Annotated in this window: 14 protein-coding genes and 1 pseudogene; 14 read left to right on the top strand and 1 reads right to left on the bottom strand. The window is 54.6% G+C overall.

What is annotated here, in order from left to right; genetic code table 11:
- The coding region (lysS, locus tag RTP97_RS19540; protein WP_312416577.1) for a lysine--tRNA ligase at positions 1-1,092 on the top strand (1,092 nt) is incomplete at its 5' end.
- Between the two features lie 65 nt (positions 1,093-1,157).
- On the opposite strand, the gene RTP97_RS19535 is transcribed toward lysS, so the two are convergent.
- The gene (locus tag RTP97_RS19535; RefSeq protein WP_312416575.1) at positions 1,158-1,697 is read right to left on the bottom strand and encodes a DUF2058 domain-containing protein; all 540 of its coding nucleotides are present in this window, start codon (positions 1,695-1,697) and stop codon (positions 1,158-1,160) included.
- Between the two features lie 549 nt (positions 1,698-2,246).
- Between RTP97_RS19535 and tssB the strand changes: the two genes are divergently transcribed.
- From tssB to RTP97_RS19470, 13 genes and pseudogenes are all read left to right on the top strand, one after another.
- Entirely contained in the window at positions 2,247-2,738 is a 492-nt protein-coding gene (gene tssB, locus RTP97_RS19530; protein WP_312416579.1) for a type VI secretion system contractile sheath small subunit, read from the top strand.
- Positions 2,739-2,755: 17 nt separating this feature from the next.
- Positions 2,756-4,306 (top strand): type VI secretion system contractile sheath large subunit, encoded by a 1,551-nt coding sequence (gene tssC / locus RTP97_RS19525; RefSeq protein WP_312416574.1) that lies wholly within the window; start codon positions 2,756-2,758, stop codon positions 4,304-4,306.
- Between the two features lie 13 nt (positions 4,307-4,319).
- Positions 4,320-5,657, top strand: a complete 1,338-nt coding sequence (gene tssK, locus RTP97_RS19520) for a type VI secretion system baseplate subunit TssK (protein WP_312416572.1) — start codon at positions 4,320-4,322, stop codon at positions 5,655-5,657.
- Positions 5,658-5,665: 8 nt separating this feature from the next.
- Positions 5,666-6,331, top strand: a complete 666-nt coding sequence (gene tssL / locus RTP97_RS19515; protein WP_312416571.1) for a type VI secretion system protein TssL, short form — start codon at positions 5,666-5,668, stop codon at positions 6,329-6,331.
- Entirely contained in the window at positions 6,328-8,031 is a 1,704-nt protein-coding gene (locus RTP97_RS19510) for an OmpA family protein (RefSeq protein WP_312416570.1), read from the top strand. The genes tssL and RTP97_RS19510 overlap by 4 nt, the downstream gene beginning before the upstream one ends.
- A gap of 15 nt (positions 8,032-8,046) precedes the next feature.
- Complete coding sequence (locus tag RTP97_RS19505; protein WP_312212404.1) at positions 8,047-8,538, top strand: Hcp family type VI secretion system effector; 492 nt, start codon at positions 8,047-8,049, stop codon at positions 8,536-8,538.
- 170 nt (positions 8,539-8,708) lie between these two features.
- Entirely contained in the window at positions 8,709-11,363 is a 2,655-nt protein-coding gene (gene tssH / locus RTP97_RS19500) for a type VI secretion system ATPase TssH (RefSeq protein ID WP_312416567.1), read from the top strand.
- Positions 11,356-13,845 carry a type VI secretion system tip protein VgrG gene (gene vgrG / locus RTP97_RS19495; protein WP_312416565.1) on the top strand — a complete coding sequence of 830 codons (2,490 nt, stop codon included), beginning with the start codon at positions 11,356-11,358 and terminating at the stop codon, positions 13,843-13,845. Before tssH ends, vgrG begins: the two co-directional genes overlap by 8 nt.
- A gap of 12 nt (positions 13,846-13,857) precedes the next feature.
- On the top strand, positions 13,858-14,280 hold the full coding sequence (locus RTP97_RS19490) for a hypothetical protein (protein ID WP_312416563.1): 423 nt from the start codon (positions 13,858-13,860) through the stop codon (positions 14,278-14,280).
- A gap of 328 nt (positions 14,281-14,608) precedes the next feature.
- The gene (locus RTP97_RS19485; RefSeq protein WP_312416560.1) at positions 14,609-15,376 is read left to right on the top strand and encodes a hypothetical protein; all 768 of its coding nucleotides are present in this window, start codon (positions 14,609-14,611) and stop codon (positions 15,374-15,376) included.
- Positions 15,376-15,984 (top strand): hypothetical protein, encoded by a 609-nt coding sequence (locus RTP97_RS19480; RefSeq protein WP_312416559.1) that lies wholly within the window; start codon positions 15,376-15,378, stop codon positions 15,982-15,984. Before RTP97_RS19485 ends, RTP97_RS19480 begins: the two co-directional genes overlap by 1 nt.
- On the top strand, positions 15,969-16,733 hold the full coding sequence (locus RTP97_RS19475) for a hypothetical protein (protein ID WP_312416558.1): 765 nt from the start codon (positions 15,969-15,971) through the stop codon (positions 16,731-16,733). Before RTP97_RS19480 ends, RTP97_RS19475 begins: the two co-directional genes overlap by 16 nt.
- 4 nt (positions 16,734-16,737) lie before the next feature.
- A pseudogene (locus RTP97_RS19470) lies at positions 16,738-17,134 on the top strand (hypothetical protein); the annotation flags it as partial.

Below are 17,134 nucleotides of genomic sequence, written 5' to 3'. Positions count from 1 at the left end.
CTGCGCCTGCTGACCAAAGCCCTGCGCCCGCTGCCGGACAAGTTCCACGGCCTGCAGGATCAGGAAGCGCGCTATCGTCAGCGTTATCTGGATCTCATCTCTAACGATGAATCCCGCAAGACCTTCAAAATTCGCTCCCAGATTATGGCTGGCATCCGTCAGTTCATGGTGGGCCGCGACTTTATGGAAGTGGAAACCCCGATGATGCAGGTGATCCCGGGCGGCGCATCTGCGCGTCCGTTCATCACCCATCATAACGCTCTGGACCTGGACATGTACCTGCGTATCGCGCCGGAGCTGTACCTGAAGCGTCTGGTGGTCGGTGGTTTTGACCGCGTGTTCGAGATCAACCGTAACTTCCGTAACGAAGGCATCTCCGTTCGTCATAACCCAGAGTTCACCATGATGGAACTCTATATGGCCTATGCGGACTATAAAGATCTGATCGAACTGACCGAATCCCTGTTCCGGACCCTGGCGCAGGACATTCTGGGCACCACCGAGGTGCCGTATGGCGAGGAGACCTTCGATTTCGGCAAGCCGTTTGAGAAGCTGACCATGCGCGAGGCGATCGGGAAGTACCGTCCGGAGACCAACATGGCCGACCTGGATAACGTTGATGCGGCCAAAGCATTGGCTGAGTCAATTGGTATTCACGTTGAGAAGAGCTGGGGTCTGGGCCGTATCGTCACAGAAATCTTTGATGAAGTGGCTGAAGCGCATCTGATCCAGCCGACCTTCATCACCGAGTATCCGGCTGAAGTCTCCCCGCTGGCGCGTCGTAACGACGAGAACCCGGAGATCACCGACCGCTTTGAGTTCTTTATCGGCGGACGTGAGATTGGCAACGGCTTCAGCGAGCTGAACGACGCGGAAGACCAGGCCCAGCGCTTCCAGGACCAGGTGGATGCGAAAGCCGCCGGTGACGACGAGGCGATGTTCTTCGATGAAGACTACGTGACCGCGCTGGAGCACGGCCTGCCGCCGACCGCAGGTCTGGGCATTGGTATCGACCGTATGGTGATGCTGTTCACCAACAGCCACACCATCCGCGATGTGATCCTGTTCCCGGCGATGCGTCCGGTTAAGTAATTCCAGTGTAAAAGCCGGATAACGCTGTGCTTATCCGGCCTACTTTTACTACCACATCAAATCTACTACCACATCAAATCGTCTGGCACGACAAAATCGGCATACGGATCGTCTTCGTCTTTGGCCTGCTCGCTAAGCTCGCTACGTAACACAATGCTGCTCGCATCACGCTGGGCGATTTTATCCGCCACGCTGGCAGGAATGATCGCGTATTCGCTCTCCGCGCTGTTATCCGTAGCCAGACGCGCAATGGCGAGACGACCACTAATAAGCTGAGCCTGCGTCGTTTTATCGACGTAGATTTTTTTGATCAGATTGCCATCGGTAAAGTTATAGCCAATATCACCTTTAGAAATGACAATCCTGTTCATCTCAATCAGTTGTTTAATCTGAGCTTTATACTCTTTGGCTAAGGCCGCCTGCTTCTGCTGCTCGCTGAGCTGCTTGTCGCGCTCAAGCTGGGCTTTTTTATTCTCTTCTACCGCCTCTCTGGCTTCACGCGCCTGAACACGCGATTTCTTGGCCGTGCGCTGCACTTTGGCCATTTTCTTACTGCTCACTAAGCCAGCTTTGAGCATCTGCTCTTGTAGGGTTAACTTTGTCATATTCGTTGCTAAATCCAGTCAAATCGTGTCGGGATTATAACCGCTACAGAGCATTTTATACATTTATTTTGTGAATATAGCGCTTCGATCTCTGCCGTAACTACAGAGATAAATAAATGTAGTTTTTTATTTATGAATGTTTTTGTATTAAATATTCATTCTAATTATTAATTGAGCCAAAAAGTGCTGTTTTCGAATAAGGCTTAACTCTAAGTGTTACTGGATGGAAATATTTTTCCGGAGAAAATAAATGAAATTTATTCCAGGGTTGAGGAGCGAATGCCCTGATCGCGGTCTCTGCGCCTCTGTTTAATAGCGCTGTCTAAATTTATTGACGCTGATGTTTGTGCACTTTTCGGTCACCGATATTTACATTTCTAACGAATAGCCCCTCTTGTTATTGCGGGTAACCGGCGTAGTATTTTTTTACGTAATTACCTGTTTTATGCCTATTTATTTGTGGCCGTGATAATGCGGCGCGGGTATCTATTAATTTTTGGAATGATCCCGTTTAAAACATTTTCGATCACGGCGAAAAGGAGTGTTGCTATGTCGTCATACCAGGAAGAAATACCCAAAGCCCGAATTAATCTCCGTCTCTCATTACACACCGGCGGGGCACAGAAAAAAGTTGAGCTGCCGCTTAAATTGCTGGTGGCAGGTGATTTCAGCAACGGGCAGGAAAACCGGCCAGTGTCTGAGCGAGACAAAATCAACGTCAACAAAAACAACCTCAACAGCGTTTTATCCGAACTTTCCCCCTCCGTTAATCTCTGCGTTGAAAATACCCTGGCGGGTGACGGCAGCGAAGAGAACATTCATCTCAGCTTTAAGAATATGAAGGACTTTGAGCCGGAGCAGGTGGCCCGTCAGATCCCGCAGTTAAAAGCCATGCTCGCTATGCGCAGCCTGCTGCGCGATCTCAAATCAAATCTACTGGATAACGCCACCTTTCGCCGGGAGCTGGAAGTCATATTACGTGACCCAACGCTGAGCAATGAACTGCGCAACGAAATTGCGGCCCTTGCCCCAAAAGCCTGACGGAAAAATTAAGGAAAATGCTGATGTCTGTACAGAATGATACCGCTGTATCCGCGGGTGAGACGCTCGTCCAGGAATGTTCCGCATCGGAAGGCGTGTACGCTTCCCTGTTTGAAAAAATTAATCTGAAACCTGCCTCCAGCCTGAGCGATCTCAGTATCTGGCAGGATGAGGCCGCAATGGCCGAAGCGGGAACCAACGAACGCATCACGGCGGGCGTGCAGGTGTTCCTGGAGCGTCTGCGCCAGTCAGGGCAGAAGGTGGAGAAGCTCGATAAAACCTTAATCGACCATCACATCGCCGAACTCGACTATCAGATCAGCCGCCAGCTGGATGCAGTCATGCATTGTGATGAATTTCAGCGGGTTGAGTCACTGTGGCGCGGGCTAAAGTATCTGGTTGATAACACCGACTATCGTCAGAACGTGAAAACTGAAATTCTGGATGTGGCTAAAGATGACCTGCGCCAGGATTTTGAGGATGCGCCGGAAATTATCCAGAGCGGATTATACTGGCACACATATACGAATGAGTACGACCAGCCCGGCGGCGAGCCAATTGCCGCTGTCATCTCGGCGTATGAGTTTGATGCATCCGCGCAGGATGTGGCGCTGATGCGTAATATCTCCAAAGTGTCCGCGGCGGCGCATATGCCGTTTATTGGCTCCGCAGGGCCAAAATTCTTCCTGAAAAATTCAATGGAAGAGGTGGCCGCGATTAAAGATATCGGCAACTACTTCGACCGCGCCGAATACATTAAATGGAAATCCTATCGCGATACCGATGACTCCCGCTACCTGGGGCTGGTGATGCCGCGCGTGCTGGGCCGCCTGCCGTATGGCCCGGATACCGTGCCGGTGCGCAGCTTCAACTATATCGAAGAGGTGAAAGGCCCGGATCACGAAAAATACCTGTGGACCAACGCCTCGTTCGCGTTTGCCGCCAATATGGTGAAAAGCTTCATCAGCAACGGCTGGTGCGTACAGATCCGTGGTCCGCAGGCCGGTGGTGCCGTACAGGATCTGCCGATCCACCTCTACGATCTCGGCACCGGTAATCAGGTGAAGATCCCGTCAGAAGTGATGATCCCGGAAACTCGCGAATTTGAATTCGCTAACCTCGGCTTCATTCCGCTGTCGTACTACAAGAACCGCGACTACGCCTGCTTCTTCTCGGCCAACTCCACTCAGAAACCGGCGCTGTATGACACGGCCGATGCCACCGCCAACAGCCGTATTAATGCCCGCCTGCCGTACATCTTCCTGCTGTCCCGTATCGCTCACTACCTGAAGATTATTCAGCGCGAGAATATCGGGACCACCAAAGATCGTCGTCTGCTGGAGCTGGAGCTCAACAACTGGGTGAAGGGGCTGGTGACGGAGATGACCGATCCGGGCGACGAGCTGCAGGCGTCCCATCCGCTGCGTGACGCAAAAGTGGTGGTGGAAGATATCGAAGACAACCCGGGCTTCTTCCGCGTGAGGCTGTACGCGGTGCCGCATTTCCAGGTGGAAGGGATGGACGTCAACCTGTCACTGGTTTCCCAGATGCCGAAAGCAAAAGCGTAACGCCGGAGGCAGGATGAAAACAGAACGTCCTCTGTGGATGCGGGGGCAGATGATCGCACCCCAGCATTTTCAGCAGCAGGCCGCGACAACGGCCTGGAGTATTGAGAGCGTGGCCCGCATGGGCGCGCTCAATCCGTGGGGCGTGCAGCAGGCGTTGTTTGACAACGCCCTGTTGAAGCAGGGAAAGCTCAGGGCCAGCCATTTGTGCGTGCGTTTTGCTGACGGCACCCTGACGGATACCGGTAATGCCGATCCGCTGCCACCCGCCATGACACTGCCTCAGGCTAATGAGCTGACGGTGGTGCTGGCGCTTCCTCTTGAATATGGCAATGGCAGTAACTGCCTGCAACCGGATGAGAAAGCGGAGCGTCCGGTGCGCTGGCGGCAGGCCTGGCGCCAGGTGCGTAACCATTTCGGTGACGACGTCCGCCAGATAGCGGTCATGCAGCCGGAGCTGACCCTGCGCGACAGCCAGGAGAATAACGGTAACTATCAGACGGTCCCCGTTGCTCGCCTGTACCGGGACAGTCAGGGCAACTGGTTACAGGACAGCATGTTTATTCCTCCGCTGCTGAGCGTAAAGGCTAGCCCCTGGCTAACCGGGCAGCTGGCGCAGCTGACGAAGCAGCTGCAAACCCGCCTGAAACGCCTGATGGCGATGCGGCGGGAAAGCAACGAACGCATGGCCGATTTTGCCGTAGCCGATGTCTCCCTGTTCTGGCTGCTTAACGCGCTCAACAGTGCCGAACCGGTACTGGGGCATTTTCAGCGTCATCCGCAGGTGCATCCTGAACGGTTATATCAGGTGCTGGTGGAGCTGGCTGGCAGCCTGCTCACTTTCTCGCTGTCCCATTCCACGGAAGACATCCCGGCGTATCACCATGAAAATCTGACCGCGACATTCATTCCGCTGTTCGAGCTGCTGGAAGTGCTGCTGGAAGCCAGCCTGCCATCACGGGTGGTAGCCGTAGAGCTTGATCATGATGACCGGCGTAAACGCTGGCACGCCCGGCTACACGACGCCAGGCTGCGGGAGGAGGCTGATTTTTATCTTTCTGTCCGTTCGTCACTGCCCGCGTCGCAGCTGCTGGAGATGTTTCCGATTCAGTGCCGAACCGGCTGTCCGGCGGAGGTCGATCGCATCGTCAACAGTTCTGAACCGGGCGTTCCTCTGAAGGCGATGACCCATGTTCCTGCGGCTGTTCCGCTGCGGCTGGAAAATCACTACTTCACCCTCGACCTGACTCATCCGGCAGCGAAGACGATGCTGGCGGAGGGCCACTGCGTATTTTACGTCCCCGGCGGGCTGGGCGATCCAGAGCTGGAACTGTTTGCGGTGCTGCGCTCATGAGAACAGCTATGAAGGAGCTCAATCTGGATGCGCTGCTGGCTGATATCTGGCTAACGGTCACGGCGCTGCGCCACGGTGCAAAACTAACTGAAGGGGAGGGCGATACGCTCTGGCGACACTGCGTGGACAACCTTGAACAGAGCCAGTCCACGCTTGAACACCATGAGGTGAGTGAAAGCAGCCGTCAGCATATTCTTTATGCCCTATGCGCCCTGCTGGATGAAGCGGCTAAGGGCCGCGAGGGTGAAGATGATGCCTGCATTGTCTGGTATGACCGCCCGCTGGAGGTGAAATACTTCGGCACTATGACCGCCGGGGACACCCTGTATGAGCGGGTGCGGCAGGTATTGCGTGAGCCAGCCCCGGACCCGCTGGTGCTGACCTGTTTTCAGCGGGTGCTGGTACTGGGCTTTAAGGGCAGTGCGGTATCACTGACCGACCCGGCTCGGGAGCGGCTGGTGCAGGCGCTCACCGGGCGGGTACCGGCGTTTGACGTCGCGCAGCACCAGCCGGTACTGGCAACCGTGCCAACGGGGAGCGGCCTGCGTGAGTGGCTGCGACACTGGCCGGTATGCATCGGACTGTCAGCGATCCTCGTTGCTGGAGTGTGGCTGGGGCTGGATCGCTGGCTGGACAGGCTTGTCGCCACGCTGCTGTCGGGAGTCGGGACATGAGCGCCCGCCATCAACAGCTGCTCTGGCTGTGGGGTGGGCTGCTCGCAGTGCTGTTATCTCTGCTGTTTCTGCCGCTGACAGCGGGTCAGCGCGGGCTGGCTCTGCTGTTGGTAGCGGTAGTCACTCTCGCCGGAGTGTGGCTTGCGCAACGCAAATCTCGCGAACCGCTCGCAGAAGAGGCCTGCCTGAACGGCTTGCCGGATGCGCCGTACCGTCTACCGGTGGTACTGGTCTGTGGCGACACCGACGACTGGCCTGGAGAGGGACCGGTTTACCGTACGGCGCAGGGCTGCTGGTTGCAGGTAGCGGAGGCGGCGCTGCAGCAGACGGTGCGCCAGCTGCTCGGGGTACGCCCGGAGCTGGTCTCCCAGCTGGCGGTGATGGCCTGCGTTGCCCCCCAGCAGCATGACAGCCGGGACATGCTCACCGAACGTCTGCTCACCCTGCGCTGGCAGATGGTGCAGATACTGCGCGATACCCGCCGTCAGGTTCCGCTGCTGCTCTCCAGCAGGATCGCCGCCCATGATGTGTCCTCGCCGATCTGGCAATCCGCCAGGGTGGATGATGGTATTCAGGTCTGGCAGGAGGGTAAGGTGCCGGTCAGCGCCAGCGTCTGGCTGTCGCAGGAGGCGGCGTCGGCCTGTCTGCATGCGCAAATTCTGTTTAGCGCTCATGCCCATTTTGTCAGCGAAACTGTGCTACCGGCGCTGGTTGGAGATAACCCGGATATGCCTGCGGCCAGGCCTGCCGTTGTGCTGTATCACCACGTCCGGGGCCTGCGAAACCAGCGCAAACACTCTCTCTGGCAGCAGTTTCTGGTTAGCCACACCACGCTGAAGGAGATCGCGGGCTGGGCACCGGGTGACGATACCGGCGCTGGCGGCCTCTTGCTGCCGGATTTTATCCTGCCCTCTCTGCCGCAGGGGGGTGGTACCACACCGCGTAACCGGATGCTTCGCCCGGCATTTTGCCTGTTCACCCTTGCCGTTCTCTCCGCACTGTGCAGCAGCGGCTGGAACAACCGCCAGCTGCTGCACAGGCTCTCCTTTGATATCTCGCAATACCAGCGCACCCCGATGCACGACGCCATTTCCAGAGCGAAAGCGGTCACCACCCTGAGAGCGGATGCGGCGTTTCTTAACGGCTGGTGGCGCAATGGCGAACCCCTGCGCTACGGGCTGGGGCTTTACCGGGGGGAGTGGCTGCGTCTGCCGGTGCTGGCAGCCATTCGGTCATACGTGCCGCCGCCCCAGCCGCCGCGGGTAGTTAAGAAAGTCATCACCGGCCCGCAGACGGTGCGTCTCGACAGCATGTCGCTGTTCGATTCCGGCAAATACCAGCTTAAACCCGGCTCTACCACCGTGCTGGTCAATGCGCTGGTTGGCATCAAGGCGAAGCCGGGCTGGCTGATAGTGGTTAGCGGCCATACCGACAACACCGGTGATAACACATTTAACCAGGCGCTCTCCCTGAAGCGTGCAGAGTCCGTTCGGGACTGGATGCGTGATACCGGCGACGTCCCGGAGAGCTGTTTTGCAGTGCAGGGCTATGGCGAAAGCCGCCCGATCGCAACCAATGACACCCCGGAAGGTCGAGCGGCCAACCGTCGGGTGGAAATCAGTCTGGTGCCGCAGGCAAATGCCTGTCAGGTGCCGGGTACGCATGGCGTCACCCTAACCGGCGACGCCCTTAAAAAGTAAAGAAGGAGTTTTGACATGGCAATTCCGGTTTATTTGTGGCTGAAGGACGACGGCGGCGCGGACATCAAAGGGTCAGTGGACGTTAAGGATCGTGAAGGCAGTATCGAAGTGGTCGAGCAGGAGCATGATCTGTACATCCCGACCGACAACAACACCGGCAAGCTGACCGGCACGCGTATTCACACCCCGTTTAAATTCACCAAAGAGATCGACTCCTCCAGCCCCTATCTGTACAAGGCGGTAACCACCGGTCAGACCCTGAAATCTGCCGAATTCAAGTGGTACAAAATCAATGATGCCGGACAGGAGGCGGAGTATTTCAACACCAAACTCGAAAATGTGAAGGTGGTGAAGGTGAAACCGGTGATGTACGACATCAAGGATCCGGCCAAAGAGAAGCACAACCACCTTGAGCTGGTTGAGCTGCGCTACGAAAAAATCACCTGGACCTACAAAGACGGCAACATCATTCATTCCGATTCCTGGAACGCACGCGCCACCGCGTAATCCCCGCAGCAGACGGTTTCCCGTCTGCTGTTTTTGTTTTCTGAGCGGCCAGCTGCTGACGGCTGAGCAAACAAAAACACAATTCGGTACTGACCTGATGCGCTTTGGTAAGTAAACAGCGATGGGCGGTAGCGTGTCTGAACACGATCAGAATGAAGGGAAACATCAATATGGAACACCACTCTGCCGTCCTGTTACGCCGTTTAAATCCATACTGCGCCCGTGCGCTGGAGGGGGCGGCGTCCCTGTGCCAGACCCGCGCCCATGCTGAAATCACACCTGAGCACTGGTTACTGAAGCTGCTGGAGCAGGGCGAGGGGGATATTACCGTTCTGGCCCGGCGTTATGAATGGGACATGGAGGGTATCTGGCAGGCTTTACTGACCTATCTTGAGCGTCTGCCGCATTCGGTGCGTCATCGCCCGACGCTGGCGGAGCGTCTGGAGCAGCTGCTGAAACAGGCCTGGATGGCGGCCTCCCTACAGGGTGAGGATCGGATCCGCAGCCAACATCTGCTGATGGCGCTGACGGAAAGCCCGACGCTCATACGCTGCGACGGGCTATGGCCGCTGCTGACGCTGGGCCAGAGCCAGCTGGAACGCCTGCGCCCGCTGCTGGATGCGCAATCGGACGAACGCCCGGAGGCACAGCAGGAAGCCGGGCTGCAAACCGCGTCTGGTGATGGCGTGGAGCTTGTTGGCAGCTCAGCCGGAGCGGAAGTTGGAGGGGATGAGCTGTCGCCCGCGTTACAGAAAGCGCTGGATAAATTCACGCTGGACGTCACAGCCAAAGCTCGCGAGGGCAAAATCGACCCGGTATTTGGTCGCGATACTGAGATCCGCCAGATGGTGGATATTCTCTCCCGCCGCCGCAAAAACAATCCGATCCTGGTGGGAGAGCCGGGGGTGGGCAAAACCGCGCTGGTAGAGGGGCTGGCACTGCGTATCGCCGAGGGCGATGTGCCGGAGGCGCTCAAACCGGTCAGCCTGCGCATCCTCGACCTGGGACTGCTGCAGGCGGGTGCAGGCGTGAAGGGGGAGTTTGAACAGCGCCTGAAAAATGTCATCGATGCCGTACAGCGCTCCCCCGCGCCTGTTCTGCTGTTTATCGACGAAGCCCACACGATTATCGGCGCAGGTAATCAGGCGGGTGGGGCTGATGCCGCCAACCTGCTGAAGCCAGCCCTTGCCCGCGGCGAGCTGCGCACCATCGCCGCTACCACCTGGAGCGAGTACAAGCAGTATTTCGAACGCGACGCCGCGCTGGAGCGTCGTTTCCAGAGGGTAAAGGTGGATGAGCCAGACGACGAGACGGCCTGCCTGATGCTCAGAGGCCTGAAGTCCCGCTACGCGAAATACCATAACGTGCATATTACCGACGAGGCGGTTCGTGCCGCCGTCACGCTTTCCCGCCGCTACCTGACAGGCCGCCAGCTGCCGGACAAAGCTGTAGATCTGCTGGACACGGCCGCCGCCCGCGTGCGGATGAGCCTTGATACGGTGCCGGAACCGCTGACCCAGTTGAAAGCGCACATCACCGCTCTGGAGCTGGAGCGACAGGCCCTGCTGGAAGATATCGCGGTAGGGAACAGCGCCCACGACGAACGTCTGGCGATAATCGAACAGGACGAGATCGATATTATCCTTCAGCTTGATGTTCTGGAAACGCAGTATGGGCAGGAGCTTGCCCTCACCGAACGACTGCTGGAGAGCCGCCAGCAGCTCTCCCGTCAGAGTGAAACCCATGCGCTACAGCAGCAGCTGCATGACATACAGCGCAGCAACCCGCTCATCCCGGTAGAGGTTGACGTGCGTACCGTTGCCACGGTGATAGCCGACTGGACCGGCGTGCCGCTCTCCACGCTGATGAAAGATGAGCAGACCGAACTCCTGGAGCTGGAAAGCGAAATAGGCAGGCGCGTGGTGGGGCAGGAGGTTGCGCTGGCAGCGATTGCCCAGCGTCTGCGCGCCGCGAAAACCGGGCTGACGGCGGATAACGGCCCGCAGGGGGTATTCCTGCTGGTGGGGCCAAGCGGCGTGGGGAAAACCGAGACCGCGCTGGCGCTGGCGGATGTGCTGTATGGCGGAGAGAAATCGCTCATCACCATTAACCTGTCTGAATATCAGGAGCCGCATACCGTTTCTCAGCTGAAGGGTTCACCGCCGGGGTACGTCGGTTACGGTCAGGGGGGCATCCTCACCGAAGCCGTGCGCAAGCGCCCATACAGCGTAGTGCTGCTTGATGAAGTGGAAAAAGCGCACCGCGACGTCATGAACCTGTTCTATCAGGCGTTCGATCGTGGATTTATGCGCGACGGCGAAGGGCGTGAAATTGACTTCAGAAACACGGTTATTCTGATGACCGCCAACTTAGGCAGCGATCACATCATGCAGATGCTGGACGAACACCCTGAATCGACGGAAGCAGACCTGCATGAACTGCTGCGTCCGATCCTCCGGGAGCACTTTCAGCCCGCGCTACTCGCCCGCTTCCAGACCGTGATCTATCGCCCGCTGGCTGAGACCGCGATGCGCACTATCGTGCAGATGAAGCTCGACCAGGTTAGCAAGCGCTTACAGCGTCACTACGGCCTGACCACCCATATCGATGAAAGTCTTTACGACGCCCTGACTGCCGCCTGTCTGCTGCCGGATACCGGCGCGCGTAACGTTGATAGCCTGTTAAATGAGCAGATCCTTCCTGTGCTAAGCCAACAGCTTTTACTTCATAGGGCGGCAGGCCAGAAGCTGCAGCATCTGACCTTGAGCTGGGATGGCGAGGAGGGCGTAGGGATAAAATTCGAGGAGGGCATAATCCATGAGTGACGTTATAAACCTGCATTTTAGTCACAACCACAACCTGCTGAAAGTGCGTGGCTGCCAGGCCCTGCTGGATGTGCTCTGTTTTGAGGGCCATGAGGCATTAAGCGAGCCTTTTCACTACACCATTGAATTCACCAGCAGCGATAAAGCCATTGCGGCACAGAGCATGCTGACTCAGGACGCCTCGCTAACGCTACAGGCGAAGGTAGACCAGGGCTACGGCATAAAGGTGATGCAGCCGGTACGCACTCTGCAGGGGGTGGTCACTGGCTTTAAACGGCTTTCAATCTCGGAAGATGAGGCACACTACGCGCTGACCTTGCAGCCTCGTCTGGCGCTGCTCTCCCGCAGCCACCAGAGCCGCATCTATCAGGATATGTCGGTGCCGCAGATTGTTGAGCATATCCTGCGTACCCGCCACGACATGCGCGGCGAGGATTTTGTCTTTACCCTGGCGAATGAGTATCCGCGCCGTGAGCAGGTGATGCAGTACGGTGAGGATGATCTGACCTTTATCAGCCGCCTGCTGGCTGAGACGGGCATCTGGTATCGCATCACCACCGATACGCGACTCAACATTGACGTGGTGGCGTTTCACGACGACCAGCGCTATGTCGAACAGGGCCTCACCCTGCCGTCAGTGCCGCCATCCGGCCAGCACGACAGCGGCAACGAGTCGGTATGGGCGCTGAAAAGCGACCACAGCGTAGTGGAGCGGTCGGTCTTCACCCGCGACTACAACTACCGCAACGCGCCGGAGGAGATGAACCTCAGCGTCGATATCAGCCGTGGCGACAGCACCACCTATGGCGAGGCGTACCACTGGGGGGATAACTACCTGACGCCCGGCGACCGCTACCAGCGCGATCCGGACCCGGAGAGCGGCGCCTTTTATGCCCGGCTTCACCATGAGCGTTATCTCAACAACCAGACCCGGCTGAGCGGGGAAACCAACGGCGCGACGCTGGCTCCTGGCCAGGAGCTGAAGGTGACCGGTGGCGATGAGGTGACCGACACCTTCCGTCAGGGGGTGGTTATCACCAAAATCCACAGCCGTGCCCGCCGCGACCGCAGCTTTGAAGTGACGTTTTGGGGCATTCCCTATTCGGAAGATTACTGTTTCCGTCCGGCCCTCGTCGATAAACCGGTCATGGCCGGGACGCTGCCCGCCCGGGTGACCAGCACGAAGACCAACGACATCTACGGGCATATCGACCGTGACGGGCGCTACAGGGTCACCCTGCTGTTTGATCGCGATCGCTGGAAACCGGGGGAGGAGAGCCTGTGGGTACGCCAGTCCCGTCCCTATGCCGGGGATACCTTCGGTCTGCACCTGCCGCTGCTGGCCGGTACGGAGGTGGCGATTGCCTTTGAACATGGCGACCCCGACCGCCCCTATATCGCTGGCGTGCTGCACGACTCGGCGCACGGCGACCACGTCACGATTTACAACTACAAACGTAACGTGCTGAGGACGCCAGCGAATAACAAAATCCGCCTTGATGACGAGCGTGGAAAAGAGCACATCAAGATCTCTACGGAGTACGGCGGCAAAAGCCAGCTGAATCTCGGCCACCTGGTGGACAGCGAGAGGAAACAGCGGGGCGAGGGTTTTGAACTGCGTACCGATAGTCGGGGAACCATCCGCGCCGGGAAGGGGGTGTTTATTACTGCCGATGCGCAGCCAAAGGCGCAGGGGCAGCAGCTGGAGATGGAGCCGGTACTGTCCCGCCTGTCGGCCGCCCTGGTAGAAATGCAGTCTCTGACAGCGAGTGCGCAACAGGCACAGGCGCTGGCAGCGGATGTCGGGCGTCAGCAGACGCTGTTGCAGCAAAAGATCGAGAAATTACAGCAGCAAGTGCTGCTGGGAACGGCTCCCAAAGGCGTGGCGCTGGCAAGCGGCGAGGATATGCTGCTGTCGGCGCAGGAGAATCTGACGCTGGTCGCCGGTAAGCAGCTGGATATGGGTGCGCAGAAAGATTTCACCCTGGCAGCGGGAAAACAGATCGGCCTCTGGAGCCAGCAGGGTGCGAAGTGGTTCGCCTCGCAGGGCGATATTGATATTCAGGCGCAGGGGGGAAATATCACCACCTGGTCAACGCAGGATACGCATATAACCAGTGGGAAGAAGATAGTAATAACGGCCCAGGATGAGCTGACGCTGATATGCGGTGGAGGCTACATCAAAATTCAGGGTGGGAATGTTGAAATTGGAGGCCCGGGGAAACTGTTGGTAAAAAACCAGGGCATATCCAAACAGGGATGCGCCAGTATGCAGGGGGTAATGAAGTCGTTTGATGCGGGAAGTTTTGATGAGAGGTTTGTTATTACCCATCCGGCATCAGGAAAGGCATTGGCAAGTCAAAAATATGAAATTTATTTGCCCGATGGAAGCGTGACGACTGGCATCACAGATGCGACAGGACATTCTTCTCTTATGGCCTCTCAGGCAATAGATGGATTAAAGATTATCCTGAAGAAATAACAAGAGTAAAATATGCAAAATAAATTAACCACGTTTTTTTGCGTGCTGCTATTGAGCGGCACTCTGCTTTCACTGAGCGGTTGCATTTCCGAAGGCGCAGCCTTTGGTCTTGGTGCAGGAAGCCTGCACGAAACGGTGATGACGGAAAAAGACAAAAATGCGCCGCCCCCTGTCTATGGCCCACCGCAAATCATTTACCGGATAGATGATAACCGCTATTTTACGCTGGAGAATTATACCCGCTGTGAGAACGGGCAAACTTTTTATAATAATAAGAAAAAAATATCCATGCAAAAATATCAAACGCATCAGGGTACTTGTTTAAAGGTCGTTTATTTTGGCTATCTACAAGGGATGATTATCTGGCATTTCCATCGACACATAATTCTAATTATGCGAGTTGTGTGGGGTCAGATAAGGGCTGTAGAAATGTAATAACTGTCACAACTGATGCTGGAAAAAGTTTACACCCAATTACTTATGGGAGTTATACCCAGGACCCGACAGGCGATACGGAAGATTATGACATGTTAGTCACGAATAATGGCTTCTATATGATTGAATACTGGGACGGGAACAGAACTGCCGATAATGGTTCTGTCGATCGGTGGAACTTTAAGCCTGAGAATACCATCGCTAATGTTTCGGGGCCATTTTATCAGCCCGATCTTCAAATAGATGTTTCACAGGTCATGCAGGAAAAAATGCAGTGCGACAGGAAACTTGAGCCAATTCAGCCATCAAGGAAATAGTAGGGTAAAGTATGCTATATCAATTAAATTCATTCTTTTTCAAAATATCACTGCTTGGCGGCGTGTTGCTCTCTCTGAGCGGGTGCATTTCCGAAGGTGCAGCTTTTGGTTTCGGTGCAGGAAGTCTGCATGAAACGGTAACGACGGAAAAAGACAGAAATGCACCGCCACCGGTTTATGGTCCACCGCAAATTATTTACCGCATTGATGATAACCGCTATTTTACGCTGGAGAATTATACCCGGTGCGAGGATGGACAAACATTTTATAACAATAAGAAAAAAGGGATCCATTTTAAAATACTGGATGGGTCAGGCTATCTTTTTAAGGGCCGTTTGTTCTGGCTGTCCACGCGTGATGATTATCTTGCATTTCCGGCAACCATTAATACGCATTATGCAGCCTGCATGGGTTCGGATAAGGGTTGTATGAATGCTGTTATCGTCACAGTAGACGGTGGAAAAACATTGAACGGTGTCGAATATGGCAATTATACCCAGGATCCGACTGGTGATACAGAGGATTATGACATGTTAATTACGAATGAAGGTTTTTATATGATCAAATATTGGTTTGGACGCCGGATGCCTACTAACGGGGTAGTTAAAAAGTGGACGTTTGATCCAGATGAGAATTCTGCAAAAAAATATGGGTATCCCGGGGTTACAGGTCCTGATTATCAGAAAAAGTTTGATATGGATGTGTCAGGAGTAATTCAGGAAAAAATACAGTGCAACCGCGCCCTTGAACCTGTGCAAAAAATAAGAGGAATATTGTGATGGATGATAAAAATTTAACGCCCACTAGAAAAGTGGAGGTGTATGTTACAGATAACGGGACGCCGTTTGCTTATTCAATGACCTCTCATAAAAATATAAAAGTTAACGCTGAAGTTCAACCGCCATTGCAGTTTCCTGGGTTGATTATATTTGTGCATGGAGTAAATTCCGAGGGGGAGTGGTATGATTTTGCTGAAGAATCTCTGTGTAATGGTCTCAATATCCGGCTGGGATTGTCTGATAAAGATAAAAAGCACTGGCTAATCCCTAATAGTTATGCCTCCCCCTACTGGAATGATGATCGCACTAAATGGATTGTCCCGCCCCGCAGGATAACTGAAGAAGGCCGCTCCCCGGTTATCCGCTTCTACTGGGGCTACCGTTCAGCGGATCACGAAACCGACAGCTACGCCATTCCGTTAAAAAATAAGCGGGGCGATAACTACTACGACCTCTCGCCGGAAGAGCGTAAAACTAAAGGCCCCTGGTTCTGGGGCGGCGGTCCCTTTCAGAATGGCTGCAACCAGCTGGTGAGCCTGCTCAAACAATTAACAATTTGCAGATTTTCCAATAAAAATAACAGGTATGAGTTATGCTATATAAATTAACTTTATTTTTCGTCAAAGTTTCCCTATTGAGCAGTGCGTTGCTTTCACTGAGCGGGTGTATTTCCGAAGGCGCAGCCTTTGGTCTTGGTGCAGGAAGTTTGCACGAAACGGTGATGACGGAAAAAGACAAAAATGCGCCGCCACCGGTTTATGGCCCACCGCAGGTGATATACCGCATTGACGATAACCGATATTTCACGCTGGAGAATTATACCCGCTGTGAGAACGGGCAAACGTTTTATAATAATAAGAGAAAAAGCATCCATGCAAAAATATCAAATGCATCAGGGTACTTGTTTAAAGGTCGTTTATTTTGGCTATCCACAAGGGATGATTATCTGGCATTTCCATCGACACATAATTCTAATTATGCGAGTTGTGTGGGGTCAGATAAGGGCTGTAGGAATGTAATAACTGTCACAGCTGATGCTGGAAAAAGTTTACACCCAATTACTTATGGGAGTTATACCCAAGACCCGACAGGCGACACAGAAGATTATGACATGTTAGTCACGAATGAAGGTTTCTATATAATTGAGTTCAACGGAAAAGAGAGATTCGCTGAAGATGGCTATGTTCTGAGATGGAAATTCCATCCAAATGAAAAAGCTACCAGAGAGATAGGCTATCCCGGCGCCAGTGGCCCCGAATATCAAAAAGAGTTACCAATGGATGATATATCTAAAGTAAAGATGGTGCGTATGCAATGCAATCGTTCACTTGAGCCAATAGAGCCATCAGGAGTATAAATCGATGACAGATAAAACGCCGCCATTAACAAGGAAAATCCCTGTTTATACCACTGATAATGGTACGCCATTTGCCTATTCAATGACATCTCATAAGAACTTCAAAATTAATGCTGAGGTGCAACCACCGCTACAGTTACCTGGGTTGATTATATTTGTTCATGGAGTTAACTCTGAGGGGGAATGGTATGATAATGCTGAAACAGCATTGTGCGACGGTCTGAATATGAGGCTGGGACTAACATCGTTCCCTGATATGAAACTGAAACAGAATAAATATGCGGAAGCAAAATGGAATGATGATCGCACTAAATGGATTGTCCCGCCCCGCAGGATAACTGAAGAAGGCCGCTCCCCGGTTATCCGCTTCTACTGGGGCTACCGTTCAGCGGATCACGAAA

The sequence above is a fragment of the Pseudescherichia sp. genome, from assembly GCF_031998825.1.
GTDB lineage: Bacteria > Pseudomonadota > Gammaproteobacteria > Enterobacterales > Enterobacteriaceae > Pseudescherichia.
Note: the sequence above shows the minus strand (reverse complement) of the source record. Positions and strands in the feature narration are given on the sequence as shown.

Excerpts from the sequence above, each read along its gene's own strand:
- tssB (WP_312416579.1), top strand. The coding sequence starts at position 2,247 with ATGTCGTCATACCAGGAAGAAATACCCAAAGCCCGAATTAATCTCCGT.
- RTP97_RS19490 (WP_312416563.1), top strand. The coding sequence starts at position 13,858 with ATGCAAAATAAATTAACCACGTTTTTTTGCGTGCTGCTATTGAGCGGC.
- RTP97_RS19505 (WP_312212404.1), top strand. The coding sequence starts at position 8,047 with ATGGCAATTCCGGTTTATTTGTGGCTGAAGGACGACGGCGGCGCGGAC.
- RTP97_RS19475 (WP_312416558.1), top strand. The coding sequence starts at position 15,969 with ATGCTATATAAATTAACTTTATTTTTCGTCAAAGTTTCCCTATTGAGC.
- RTP97_RS19485 (WP_312416560.1), top strand. The coding sequence starts at position 14,609 with ATGCTATATCAATTAAATTCATTCTTTTTCAAAATATCACTGCTTGGC.
- tssH (WP_312416567.1), top strand. The coding sequence starts at position 8,709 with ATGGAACACCACTCTGCCGTCCTGTTACGCCGTTTAAATCCATACTGC.
- vgrG (WP_312416565.1), top strand. The coding sequence starts at position 11,356 with ATGAGTGACGTTATAAACCTGCATTTTAGTCACAACCACAACCTGCTG.
- RTP97_RS19480 (WP_312416559.1), top strand. The coding sequence starts at position 15,376 with ATGGATGATAAAAATTTAACGCCCACTAGAAAAGTGGAGGTGTATGTT.
- RTP97_RS19510 (WP_312416570.1), top strand. The coding sequence starts at position 6,328 with ATGAGCGCCCGCCATCAACAGCTGCTCTGGCTGTGGGGTGGGCTGCTC.
- RTP97_RS19535 (WP_312416575.1), bottom strand. The coding sequence starts at position 1,697 with ATGACAAAGTTAACCCTACAAGAGCAGATGCTCAAAGCTGGCTTAGTG.
- tssL (WP_312416571.1), top strand. The coding sequence starts at position 5,666 with ATGAAGGAGCTCAATCTGGATGCGCTGCTGGCTGATATCTGGCTAACG.
- tssC (WP_312416574.1), top strand. The coding sequence starts at position 2,756 with ATGCTGATGTCTGTACAGAATGATACCGCTGTATCCGCGGGTGAGACG.
- tssK (WP_312416572.1), top strand. The coding sequence starts at position 4,320 with ATGAAAACAGAACGTCCTCTGTGGATGCGGGGGCAGATGATCGCACCC.